This is a genomic window from Dysgonomonas sp. ZJ709 (assembly GCF_011039195.1).
In the GTDB taxonomy this organism is placed as follows: domain Bacteria; phylum Bacteroidota; class Bacteroidia; order Bacteroidales; family Dysgonomonadaceae; genus Dysgonomonas.
Genome location: NZ_JAAKEM010000006.1, coordinates 1 through 13,708, shown reverse-complemented (window position 1 = coordinate 13,708; position 13,708 = coordinate 1). Strand labels below are relative to the sequence as shown.

General features: G+C 38.8%; 7 protein-coding genes. 6 read left to right on the top strand and 1 reads right to left on the bottom strand.

Annotation, left to right across the window (positions count from 1 at the left end; genetic code table 11):
• The first annotated feature begins 210 nt into the window (after positions 1 to 210).
• The 6 genes from G7Y56_RS06120 to G7Y56_RS06095 all read left to right on the top strand — a co-directional run bounded on the left by G7Y56_RS06120 (position 211) and on the right by G7Y56_RS06095 (position 12,345).
• Positions 211 to 3,153, top strand: coding sequence for a SusC/RagA family TonB-linked outer membrane protein (locus G7Y56_RS06120; RefSeq protein WP_370457674.1), 2,943 nt, complete (start codon positions 211 to 213; stop codon positions 3,151 to 3,153).
• Between the two features lie 11 nt (positions 3,154 to 3,164).
• The gene (locus G7Y56_RS06115) at positions 3,165 to 4,691 is read left to right on the top strand and encodes a RagB/SusD family nutrient uptake outer membrane protein (protein ID WP_165041951.1); all 1,527 of its coding nucleotides are present in this window, start codon (positions 3,165 to 3,167) and stop codon (positions 4,689 to 4,691) included.
• Between the two features lie 30 nt (positions 4,692 to 4,721).
• The gene (locus tag G7Y56_RS06110) at positions 4,722 to 6,212 is read left to right on the top strand and encodes a glycoside hydrolase family 30 beta sandwich domain-containing protein (protein WP_221412542.1); all 1,491 of its coding nucleotides are present in this window, start codon (positions 4,722 to 4,724) and stop codon (positions 6,210 to 6,212) included.
• 15 nt (positions 6,213 to 6,227) lie between these two features.
• The gene (locus tag G7Y56_RS06105) at positions 6,228 to 7,556 is read left to right on the top strand and encodes a DUF5125 domain-containing protein (RefSeq protein ID WP_165041949.1); all 1,329 of its coding nucleotides are present in this window, start codon (positions 6,228 to 6,230) and stop codon (positions 7,554 to 7,556) included.
• 171 nt (positions 7,557 to 7,727) lie between these two features.
• Complete coding sequence (locus tag G7Y56_RS06100; RefSeq protein ID WP_165041947.1) at positions 7,728 to 9,947, top strand: glycoside hydrolase family 3 C-terminal domain-containing protein; 2,220 nt, start codon at positions 7,728 to 7,730, stop codon at positions 9,945 to 9,947.
• Positions 9,948 to 10,152: 205 nt separating this feature from the next.
• Positions 10,153 to 12,345: an alpha-galactosidase gene (locus G7Y56_RS06095; RefSeq protein ID WP_185153984.1), complete on the top strand. Its 2,193-nt coding sequence runs from the start codon at positions 10,153 to 10,155 to the stop codon at positions 12,343 to 12,345.
• A gap of 4 nt (positions 12,346 to 12,349) precedes the next feature.
• Here G7Y56_RS06095 and G7Y56_RS06090 read toward each other — a convergent pair whose 3' ends face one another.
• Positions 12,350 to 13,483: an ABC transporter substrate-binding protein gene (locus G7Y56_RS06090; RefSeq protein ID WP_165041946.1), complete on the bottom strand. Its 1,134-nt coding sequence runs from the start codon at positions 13,481 to 13,483 to the stop codon at positions 12,350 to 12,352.
• Positions 13,484 to 13,708 lie beyond the last annotated feature (225 nt).

The following is a 13,708-nucleotide window of genomic DNA, read 5'->3' as shown; positions in this document are numbered from 1 at the left end:
TTCAGTTTAGTACTTTTTCTCCGCACAAAAAAAAGACAAGGCTCTATATAGGTAGTTTCACTATATCAAAAACATTTTTAAACGATGCTTAACCTTATTTATGTTTTTGGACAACCGTATCTTATATACTAATTTTAATATCATGAATCTATGAATCTAATTGTACTAAAAAAACAATTTTTCTACACTTTATGCCTATTATTTGCATGCATGGTCTCAGTACCTATTTATGCCCAAAATAATATGCAGGTTGAAGGAACTGTAACCGACGCCGCTTCCGGGGAAACCCTTATTGGAGTCTCAATCGTTCAGAAAGGGACAACCAATGGTACTGTAACCGACATGGATGGTAATTTCACTCTAACCAACGTACCTCAAGGTGCACTTATCGCTATCTCCTACGTGGGATTCGACCCCGTTGAAATTCGTGCAACTTCAGAGAAAATGAATGTAAAACTTAACGAATCAAACAGACTGTTAGATGAAGTAGTTGTAATCGGATATGGAACAGTTAAACGTAAAGATGTTACGACTGCCATATCGAGTGTTACGACTCAAGACCTCGACCAACGCCCTATTGTATCTACGGCTCAAGTAATACAAGGTCGAGCAGCGGGTGTTTCAGTCATACAACCCAATGGTGCTCCCGGCGGCGAAATGTCGATCCGTGTTCGTGGTACTACCTCATTCAACGGAAGTAATGACCCGTTATATGTAGTAGACGGAGTACCTGTTGACAATCTGAATTTTCTATCTCCAAATGACATAGCAAGCCTACAAATACTAAAAGATGCATCTTCTGCCGCAATCTATGGTTCACGTGCAGCGAACGGGGTTATAGTAATTACAACTAAGGCAGGATCTGCTGCCGATGGCGCTAAAATAACAGTTAATACACAATTCAGTGCAAGTAAAGTAACAAACAAGATAAAGCCTCTCAATACCTCTCAATATAGAGAATTACAAAACGAAATAGGACTGATATCTTTACCTGAAGACTTGACTGACCAAACAAACTGGTTCGACGAAGCTTACTCGACAGGTAGAATGGAAAACTACCAAGTTTCCATTTCTGATGGAACCGAAAGATTAAAATACTTCATATCAGGTGGCTACCTCAATGAAAAAGGAGTATTGAATACAGCTTACTATAAACGTTATAGTTTTAGAGCAAACATCGACAGTAAGGTTCGCAAATGGCTTACCCTCAACGCAAACATTTCTTATTCGGATAATATAAGTAATGGATTAACAACAGGCCTTGGCGCAAATCGTGGTGGAGTTGTTCTATCAGTAATCAATACACCGGCTTATGCTCCGGTTTGGGATCCTGAGAATCCAAATCAATATTACAATAATTTCTATGGTATTGGCAACATTACCAATCCATTGGAAAACATGGAAAGGAGTAAAAATAATAAAAACAAAGAAAATAGATTATTAGCTTCCGGTAATACGATAATAACATTCATGCCCGAATTGACCCTGAAATCATCGTTTACTCTTGACCGTCGAAATGCTATAAATACAACGTTCTTAGATCCGATCTCTACCGCTTGGGGACGAAATCAATACGGAGAAGCTTCTGACAAGCGAAACATGAATACTGTACTGACTTTTGAAAATGTAGCAACATATAACAAAACAATCAATAAGCACGGATTCGAGGTAATGGCTGGTACATCGTGGACCGACTCTGATTATAGTAATAGCTGGATTAACGGCTCTCACTTCCGTAACGATCAAATCCAAACATTGAATGCTGCAAACAAAATAGCTTGGGGAAATGATGATAATAGTGGTACAGGTTCTGGTGCTTCCAAATGGGGGATTATGTCTTACTTAGGACGTATATCGTACAATTACGATAGCAAATACCTCATTACAGCAAATGTAAGAACAGATGGTTCTTCAAAATTGCACCCCGATTATCGCTGGGGAACATTCCCATCTGTATCGGCAGCATGGCGTATATCTTCCGAAGATTTTATGCAAGGACTTGACTGGCTCGACGATTTGAAGATTCGCGGAGGCTGGGGTAAAACAGGTAACCAATCGGGTATAGACGATTATGCTTATTTGCAACGCTACAACATAACCCGAGTAGAGTGGTTTGTTACAGGACAAGAAAATTCTCTTCCAACCATTAGCCAAGCTAACTTGAGAACTCCCGACTTAAGGTGGGAAACAACAACACAAACCAATCTGGGTATCGACTTTACAGCATTCAGAAACCGACTTACAATAAATCTTGACTATTATTATAAATTGACAAGTGATATGTTGATGAGTGTATCATTACCATCGGGTGCAGCAGCAGCCAACAATATTACTCGTAATGAAGGGGAAATGACAAATCGAGGTTTCGAGCTTACTGTAAGTAGTCGAAATTTGGAAGGCGTATTTTCATGGAATACTGATTTTAATATTTCATTCAACAAGAATAAATTGAAGAGTCTCGAATTACAGCAAATATATAACGATGCCAGAACAAGCGATGTTATAAATGAAACAGTAGTACGCAACGAACCGGGAAGATCTCTGGGTGGTTTTTACGGTTACATCAGCGATGGTGTAAATCCGGAAAATGGAGAATTGATGTATCGGGATTTGAACGGAGATGGTAAAATATCTTCAACAGACAGAACATACATTGGAGATCCTAATCCTGATTTTACCTATGGTATTACAAACACTTTCTCATGGAAAAACTTCAACCTGAGTATATTCATCCAAGGATCGTATGGCAACGATGTCTTCAATGCTTCAAGAATTGAAACAGAAGGTATGTATGATGGTAAAAACCAATCTACACGCGTACTGGACCGTTGGAAAATACCTGGTCAAATAACCGATGTACCTAAAGCGGGCTTCGATATGAAAAACTCGACTTATTTCATCGAAGACGGTAGTTATCTACGCCTTAAAGACATCTCGTTCTCTTACAATTTCACAGGAGGAGTTCTTAAAAAGATCGGAATAAACCGTCTACAGCCATACTTTACATTAAGCAATCTGGCAACATGGACTAATTATTCGGGAATGGATCCGGAGGTGAACCAATGGGGAAATAATGGAGCAGTACAAGGCATAGACTGGGGTACTTATCCTCATAGTAAATCGTATGTGTTTGGTATTAATTTCGAATTTTAAAATAAACCTATATGAAACTAAAATATATATTTCTAGGACTGGCATGTAGTTCGTGCCTGATACTCACTAATACTTCATGCTCATTGGACTACGACCCTATTGATACATACTCGGACGTAACTGAAGGTGTGACTGAAAGTGGAGAAAAAGTGGCCTTTAAAGATAAAGCCGCAGTAGAAAGCCATCTTGTAACAATATATCAGCGAATGCGTGATCGCCAAGAGCATTGGTATAACGACTTTCTCATTATATCGGACTCTCACGCGGACAATGCGTATGCAGGAGTAACCGGTGCTGAAGTTATGCCTTTCGAAACCAATAGTATAGAAGGCTCTAATTCTATAATCGAACGCGACTGGAACAGATATTTGGAAGATATAGCCCGTGCAAATAAGCTAATATGTAACATTGATGATGTTCAGGATAATTCACTGACATCCTCGGAAAGAGCACAATACAAAGCAGAAGCTAGGATTTTCAGAGCAATGATTCTCTTCGATATGGTACGACTATGGGGCAGTATTCCCGTTATCATAACAGAGGCGGAAGATATTACTTCAGAATCAATAGAAGGTGTTTATCCACAATATTTCCCGTCGCAGAGTACAGAAGATGAGGCCTACAAACAAATAGAAACAGATTTATTAGAATCTATTGCGGCAGCCCCCGATTACAATGCTGCAGATAAAACTATCTTCACCAAAACTGTAGCACGCACAATATTAGCTAAAGTTTATGCCGAAAAACCACTTAGAGATTATACCAAAGTGATTCAATATTGCGATCAGGTTGCAGCGGATGGTGTAGATTTAGTAACTGATTTTAGTGATCTGTTTGGCATGAACGAAACCAATACCGATGCCAAAGCCAGAAATACAAAAGAGTCTATTTTAGAAGCACAATTCTTCTCCGGAAGTGGAAACTGGTGTACATGGATGTTCGGTAGAGACCTTGTAAATTGGAATAATAATTTTACGTGGGCTAAATGGGTAACCCCTTCGCGCGATCTTATCAAGGCATTCGAGAACGAGGGAGACTTAATACGCTATAAAGAGTCTATTGTATATTATAAGTGTACATGGAGTAACTATTATCCGTCAGACAACTATCCTTTTATGTATAAATGTCGTTCGGCATATAGCAGTATTATCAAATACAGGTATGCAGATGTTCTGCTACTAAAAGCCGAAGCTTTAATTATGAAAGACGGTCCGGACTTAGCCGGTGCAGCAACTATTATAGATAGAATCCGCACACGTGCAGGGATAGCTAAACTTTCTTCATCTGATAAAAGCAGCAAAAGCTCAATGGAAAATGCCCTGCTAAAAGAACGTCGTTTAGAATTGGCATTCGAAGGTCAACGCTGGTACGACTTAGTTAGACTAGGTAAGGTTGAAGAAGTGATGAATGCTGTATATGCAAAAGATTCGGGTCGAAAACCTCAAATGTATCCTTTCGATCAGAATTCGTACAGACTACCGATTCCACAAGGCTCAATCGACCAAAATCCTAATCTAGTTCAAAACCCTGGTTATTAAGCCTAAATAATTTATATAATGAGAAATAACATGAAATTAAAAACGATATTACCCATTCTTATGTGCTGGGCATGTGTAGCGACAGCTTGCGGTAAAGAATCTCCAACAGAAGCGCCAGTAGTCACACCCGAAGTACCAGGCAAAGGAGATGTAACAATCTATGTTACAACAAACAACAGATCTCTCGATTTTGCCAAAAAGACTGCAAGTTTCAATAGCAAACCAAGCATGTCTCCATCAATAATAACACTAGACCCAACAAAGCGCTATCAAACAATGGATGGTTTTGGTGCGGCAATAACAGGTTCTACATGTTTCAATTTATTGAAAATGGCTCAGGCTGACAGAACTAAATTTCTGAAAGAGACATTTTCCGAAACAGAAGGTATGGGACAAAGCTATATACGTATTGCAATCGGATGCTCCGATTTCTCGTTAAGTGAATACACTTGCTGTGATACTAAAGGAATAGAAAACTTCGCTTTACAAAATGAGGAGAATGAATACGTTATTCCTATTCTGAAAGAAATATTGGCGATTAATCCGAATTTGAAGATAATAGGCTCTCCCTGGACTCCACCTCGTTGGATGAAGGTAAATAATCTGACAGATCTTCAACCATATAACTCGTGGACAAGCGGACAACTCAATCCTCAATATTATCAGGACTATGGTACATATTTTGTGAAATGGATACAAGCTATGGCTGCAAACGGAATCAATGTAGATGCTGTCACTCCTCAGAATGAGCCTTTAAACAGGGGAAACTCTGCCTCTCTTTTCATGGGATGGGAAGAACAAAAAGCTTTTGTCAGAGATGCCCTAGGCCCTAAATTAGTAGCTGCAGGTCTTGATACAAAAATATATGTATTCGATCATAATTATAATTATGATAACATGGCAGATCAAAACGATTATCCCATCAAAATTTATGACGATGCAGCAGCAGCCAAATTTATAACAGGTGCAGCATTCCATAACTACGGTGGTGATAAAGCTGAGCTTCTAGATGTTTACAATAAACGCCCTGACAAAGAATTAATCTTTACAGAAACATCCATTGGCACATGGAATGATGGACATAATCTGACAAAACGATTAATGGATGATATGGAAGAGGTAGCATTAGGCACTATCAACAACTGGTGTAAAGCTGTAATAGTATGGAACCTAATGCTGGATAGTGAGCGAGGACCTAATCGTGACGGCGGTTGCCAGACATGTTACGGTGCTGTCGATATAGACAGATCGGATTATAAGACAATCACCCGAAATTCTCATTATTATATTGTTGGTCACCTTTCTTCAGTAGTAAAACCCGGAGCGACACGTATCGGCACTAGTGGCTTTACAGCTTCCGGCATAACATATACTGCTTTCGAAAATACAGACGGAACCTACGCTTTTGTTTTACTCAACAATACGAATGAATCGAAAGCGATAGTCTTGAACGACGGTACAAATAATTTCAGCTATGATGTGCCGGCTAAAGCTGTAGCCTCTTACCAATGGAAAAAATAATTTAATATCCGTATTATGAAAAAATATTTATATATCATATTAATCCTATCAGCCATTATCACGTTTAATTCGTGTAGTGACGATGATGATAATCCAGGCAACCCTGTTCTGAATACTAAAACACAATTTGGTAGCGCCATGTTTGGCGACAGTCTGGAATTCACTATTGATGTCTCAGATGCAGAAATCCCGTTATCAACAGTAAAAGCCCAATTGTTTTTTGATGAAGAGAAAGTTTCTGAAACAGTTATCCGCACAAAAACAAACGGAGAATATTCAGGCAAGATATATATACCATATAATGCCAATACTCCAAATGGGACAGCTACATTGAAACTAATTTTGCAAAATATTAATTTTACCATTACGGAAGAATCGTATGACTTGCCTCTTTCTCGTCCAGATTATCCATATCTAACACTTGTTACTGCAAATGGAAATTACCGTATGGAAAGGATTGGACTGTACCAATATAAAGTAACCGACAATTTTCCTCAAAAAGTTAATGGTTATATCAAAACCCCTAAAGTAGGTACATATGGTAATGAACTTACTTTTGGATGGGAAAGCGATGCTATAGCATTGAGATCAACAACAGATATTACATTTTCTAATTATAATGCAGGTGAATATTCGATCGTTTTCAATACGCTTAATTATCAAGCATCTCCATTCATAATTGCTTATACAATCAACAATGAAGTGATGCAGCGAATAGATGACAATAATTTCAAAATCGACTTATCTCTGACACAAGGACAGGAAATTACAATAGGTGGTTTCGATGACTTAGATAGTTGGTGGATCGATCCATCTTTTTTCAACAAAGATGCAGATGGTAATCTTACATTCGCAGCCATGAGCGGTAATTATAGAATAACTGCAAACTTTAGCAACCAATACTTCCTCATTGAAGCACTCAGCGGTAGCAATTTAGCTACTCTTGGAGCTGATGGCACAGGAGCAATCTGGATAATCGGCGACGGTATAGGTAAACCATCAGTAAGTAGTAATGTTGTGGGATGGAATCCTGATGGAGCCTTATGTTTCGCACCAATGGGCAATAAAAAATATCAGGTCGTTCTTGAAGCAGGTAAGACTGTGAACGCCGACGATATTAATTTCAAGTTCTTCCATCAAAAAGGATGGGGTGGTGAGTTTTCAAATACGACACTTACCACAACCAGCGATATTATATTTATCGGAGATGGAGATAATGGAAGAGACTCCGGCAATTTAGGTATTGTAGAAGGTAAATCTCTTGAAAGTGGCGCTATCTATGTTTTCACGGTAGACTTAAGTCAAGGAAACGACCAAGCAGTATTAACTGTTGTGAAAAAATAATATGCAGTAGAGTTTGAGTATAAATACTGTTCGACGTGAGTTCGATTGTAGCAATTATTTGGATAAATCTCATCAAATAAAGCTAATTTTGAACTCACGTTATTTTCTATAAAACATGGAAAATAGTTATATCACAAACACTTCGGCAATTAAATAATCAAATAATAAATTATGCTTAAACCAATTAAATCACTTCTGGTTCTATTTTCAATAGGCATCTGTGTCAATACTACGGCACAAAATAAACTGCCTATTTATTTAGATGATAAAAAACCGATAGAACAGCGAATAGAAGATGCTCTTTCTCGTATGACATTGGAAGAAAAGGTCGCTCTATGCCATGCTCAATCAAAATTCAGCTCTGCAGGCGTAGCCCGTTTAGGAATTCCCGAAAATTGGATGACCGACGGACCTCACGGCATCCGTGCCGAGGTGCTTTGGGACGAATGGGATCAGGCCGGATGGACCAATGACTCATGTATTGCATTTCCTGCACTAACATGCCTTGCAGCCTCGTGGAGTACAGATATGTCGGCTCTTTATGGAAAAGTAATAGGAGAAGAGGCGCGTTATCGCAATAAAAATGTATTACTAGGCCCTGGCGTTAATATCTACCGCACACCGTTAAATGGTCGCAACTTCGAATATATGGGTGAAGACCCTCTATTGGCTTCGCGCATGGTTGTACCCTATATACAAGGCGTACAATCAAATGGTGTAGCTGCATGTGTAAAACATTTCGCACTGAACAATCAGGAAATAGATCGTCATACTGTAAATGTAAATGTAGATGACCGCACTTTGTACGAAATATATCTGCCTGCTTTCAAAGCATCAGTTCAGGAAGGTAAAGCATGGGCTATAATGGGTGCTTATAACAAGTACAAAGATCAATGGGCATGCCAAAACGAATATCTTTTGAATGATATTCTTCGTGGTGAGTGGGGTTTCGACGGAGTAGTTGTATCAGACTGGGGCGGCGTAAACGACACCAAACAGGCAATCTATCATGGACTGGATATGGAATTCGGTTCGTGGACAGATGGGTTGACAATGGGCGCTTCGAATGCCTACGACAATTATTTCTTAGCAAAACCATTCCTTAAGCTGCTACAATCGGGCGAAGTGAAGGAGGAAGAAGTAGATAAGAAAGTACGCAATATCCTTCGCATGGTATTCCGCACTACGATGGATACAAAACGTCCTTGGGGATCGTTCGCAACAGAAGAACACGCATTAGCCGGACGTAAAATTGCACAAGATGGTATTGTCTTATTGCAAAATAAGAATAATATTTTGCCTATCGATTTGAGTAAGACTAAAAAAATAGCTGTAATAGGTGAGAATGCAATTAAGATAATGACTGTTGGAGGAGGTAGTTCTTCACTAAAAGCTAAATATGAAGTTTCGCCTTTGGACGGAATTAAAAAACGCATAGGAAATGAGGCTGAAATAATATATGCCCGCGGATATGTAGGTGAAACATCAGGTGGACAAGATGGATTAGGTACAGGTCAAAATATTACAGACAATCGTTCTGCCGATGAATTAATTACTGAAGCATGCGAAGTAGCTAAAGATGCTGATGTAGTTATTTTTATTGGAGGCTTAAACAAAAATGACGGGCAAGACTGCGAAGGTAATGACCGCGCATCGTTGGGACTACCTTATGGTCAGGACAAAGTGATAGCTGAATTGGTTAAAGTTAATAAGAACCTTGTTTTTGTAAACATTTCGGGTAACGCAGTGGCAATGCCTTGGGTTAATGAAGTACCTTCAATTGTTCAAGCTTGGTATTTAGGGACAGAAGCAGGAAATGCAATTACCTCTGTATTAGTAGGCGATGTAAACCCTTCGGGCAAACTTCCGTTTACATTCCCTGTCAGCTTAAAAGACAATGGAGCTCACACATTAGGTGAGTACCCGGGCAATGGCGAAATAACATACAACGAAGGTCTCTTCGTCGGTTATCGTTGGGTGGATAAAGAGAAGATCAAACCTCTGTTCAGTTTCGGACACGGTCTAAGCTATACCACTTTCCAATATGGCAAGGTAACAGCAGACAAAAAAGAAATGGCAGAAAGCGATAAGATTACTTTCTCTGTGAAGGTAAAAAACACTGGAAACAGAGACGGGCAAGAAATCGTCCAACTATACATCAGTGATCTGAAATCATCACTGCCCCGCCCTGTAAAAGAACTGAAAGCTTTTGATAAGATCAGTTTAAAAGCTGGTGAAGAAAAGACAGTGACATTCACTATCGACAAAGCTGCTCTTAGCTTCTTCGATGCCGACAAACACGATTGGGTTGCCGAATCAGGTAAATTTGAGGCTTTAGTAGGTGCTTCGTCTACAGATATTAAGAGTAAAGTCGCTTTTGACTTGAAATAATATATAAAGATTGTTTTAAACAAGTTATTCGTTCTCTTTATGCTGCAATTGAAGCATAAGAAAAGTAAATTCGGACAGGACTAATAGTGTTATATTGGTCCTGTCTTTTTATTAGTTCACCATTCTCCAAACTTTTTACAATAATAAATAATTTACAAATTGTATATTTGTAAACTGCTAGTACTAAAAAAAAACCGGATTTACTATGAAAAACTTAATTCTTTTACCACTATTATGTTTATTTTTCACTCATTCTTCTGCACAACAATTACCTCGTTGGAATACAGAAAATGATAACAATAATACCACCACCGATTGGCTACTAAATAATAAAAGTGCCAAAGCCGAGATCTATCAAAGTCATAATGGTAAAGATATTATTCTATATAACGGACTTGTAAAACGTTCTTTTCGCATTGCCCCCGATGTAGCATGTATAGATTATAAAAACCTCATCAACGGGCAACAATTGCTAAGGGCTGTAAAACCTGAAGCGATGGTAAATATAAATGGTAAAGACTATTATGTAGGTGGTCTATATGGGCAAACAGAAAATGCTTATCTTCTACCCCAATGGATCGAAAGCTTCAAAAAAGGTGATTCTGTCTTCAATTATGTATCTTATAACATTGACGATATTAAGTTGATCCTCGATTGGAAAACCGACTTTTGGACAGCAAATAAACAAGCCCCGACAGGCAAAGTTCTATCTTTTAAATATCAATCATCATTAAATGAATTAAAAGGTATAGATGTATATGTTCGATACGAACTGTATGATGGCATCCCCCTTATTAATAAATCTGTCGAAATAAAAAATAATACCACCGGATCTGTAACTATTAATAGAGTAATTAACGAAATTCTAGCCGTTGTCGAAGAAGAAAGTGCAGTAGTAGGCAAACCCGAACAAATGAAGAAGCCTGCAGGTATTTATATCGAGACAAATTACGCATACAACAACTCGATGCAATATCCTCTTAGCGATCAGACAACGCATTGGAAAATAGACAAAAGTTATACATCGCAGGTTAACTACGATTTCAATACACCCTGCCTGCTTGAAGTATACCCTGAAAAAGTAAGTGATGTCACTTTATTACCTAACGAAACATTTAAATCCGTTCGTACGAATGAGTTACTAATGGATAGCTACGACAGAGAACGCAGAGGATTAGCTATTAAAAAGATGTATCGGACTATTGCTCCATGGACCACAAGCAACCCAATATTTATGCACCTTGTGAGTAAAGACGACAAACAAGTATATACTGCCATCGATCAATGTGCAGCGACAGGATACGAAGCTCTTATTTTGAGTTTCGGAAGCAATCTGAACATCGAAGAAAATACCACTGAAAATCATAATCGTTGGAAAGCGATAGCGGATTATGCACATAGCAAGGGTGTGAAAATCGGAGGATATACGCTCTTCAGTTCAAGAACCATAGCGCCTGAGACCGACGTTATCAGCGCAGAGACAGGAAAACCGGGCGGCGCATTTTTCGGTAATGCACCTTGCTTTGCCAGCGAATGGGGTCAAAAATACTATCAGGCAATTATCGACTTCTTCAAAAATACAGGCTTCGATATACTCGAAATGGACGGACCTTATCCGGGCGATGTATGCGCTTCTACAACACATCCCGGTCACAAGGGCTTAGATGATTCGCAGTGGGCTCAGATGAATATGCAAAAAAGCCTTTTCCACTGGATGAACGAGAATGGTGTATATGTAAATGCACCCGACTGGTATTTCCTCGATGGGGCAAACAAAATAGCACTAGGATACAGAGAGGTTAATTTCGCTTTATCCCGTGAACAGCAACGAATACTCAACCGCCAGAATATATTTGATGGTACTTGGGACAAAACACCTTCGATGGGATGGGGATTTGTTCCTCTCACTGCTTATCACGGAGGGAAATCAGATGCAGTTTTAGAGCCACTGAATGACCATCTGAAAGATTATGAAGCTTTAATGCTTCAATATTATGGCGCAGGCATACAGGCATGTTACAGAGGCCCTCGCCTATATGATACCGAAGAAACAAAACAGACCGTAATCGGTGTAATAGATTGGTATAAGAAATACAGGGATATACTCAATGCCGATATTATACACTTACGCAGAGCCGACGGTCGCGACTGGGATGGAATATTGCATGCTGACCCGAATCTGAAAGAAAGAGGATTCGTTATGCTTTACAATCCGAATAAAGAAAAGATAACCCGAACGATTAAACTTCCTCTTTACTATACAGGTTTAACCGATAACGCAACTATAAGTGAGAAAGATAGCAGCCCGAGGAATTATAAATTGAATCGTGACTTTTCTGCCGATTTAACCTTTAGCATAGAACCGGATTCTTATACATGGTTTGTAATTAGAGAGTGACTTATTACTCTCTAACCTTACTGTAATATTTCGGCTGATAGTCAGGAAACAAACCGGTATGAAACACATAAGCCATATCCTTCAATATCCAATCGGGATGTATAGGTAGATCTTCGTAGTAAGGAGAGAACTGTGTATTACAAGCAAATACATTTCGTGTCTTGAAAGCGTTGAAATACGAATACGACTTAAATTCATTCTTCAAACTCTCATATGTCATGGTTTCGGGTGCAAAGTATTTTATAAGCCAAAGATCTGCCTCTCCCGCTTTATCTAATACGGCTTCAAACGATAATGGCAGAAATCCGGTCGAACTATCGTCTTTCCATACATAATCGGCCCCTGCATCAGCCAGCATATTAGCCATATAACTTTTACCTCCCGGCTGATTCCAGTTGCTTTGATATTTCATATCGGTAAATACAGTCGGACGTGTCGTCACATTTGCAACGATGGCTTTTACTTCATTATAATTCTTTACTGTTATATCAAATAGCGAATCTGCAAGACTTTCTGTTCCTGTGAAAAGAGAATAAAATCGAATCCATTCGGCACGCCCCAGAGGATCTGGTTCTGTATAATCAATTGTTTCGATAAGGGGAGCTTTCGCCTTCTCTATATTTCCATAGCTCTGACCACTGATTGGTGAAGTGAAAATGACTTCGGGTTGCAGCATGATTATCGTTTCGATATCTACTTTATTGACCAAGCCTAAGTCCTTTATCGCTCCGTTCTTTACTCCGTTTTGTATCTCATCGAGCTTGATATATTGCAACTCGCAAACACCTCTTACTATATCCAGAGCGCCAATTTCTTTTAGAGTCGAACAATGTATAGTCGAACTGGTTATAGCACTTTGCACCGGAATTTTAATAAGAGTTCCTTGCGGAAGATTAGCCGGGATTTCCTTATCTCTATCTACCAAAATATATTTCTGCAAGAGAAGCGTTGTATCCCATGGATTACGTACCTCAATGATAGTATAGTCCTGCATCTTATTTACTGTGAAGCCCTTTGCATATTTCACATCATAATCAGCTATCCGCTTGTTGTCTATAACAGTAGACGATTGCTTCTTACAAGCACCAAGCATTAGAGAAAGGAAAAGTAGTGTGAATAATATTTTATTGATTCTCATATATTTATTGATTACTAATTGTTAAAAGGTAACAAAGGTAACACATTTCGCCTTGTTTTTGCTTGTCACCTTTCTGTAACCTTTATCAATTAACTTTAACCCGTGGTGCATTTAAGCAATACAGGTTTTTAAATTGTTGATATTCTTATTGTTTAGTTTGTTTATTAGTTGTATAACCGTCAGAGCCATAATCTTAGAAAGTATCCGATTCTTGAACCCATCAAA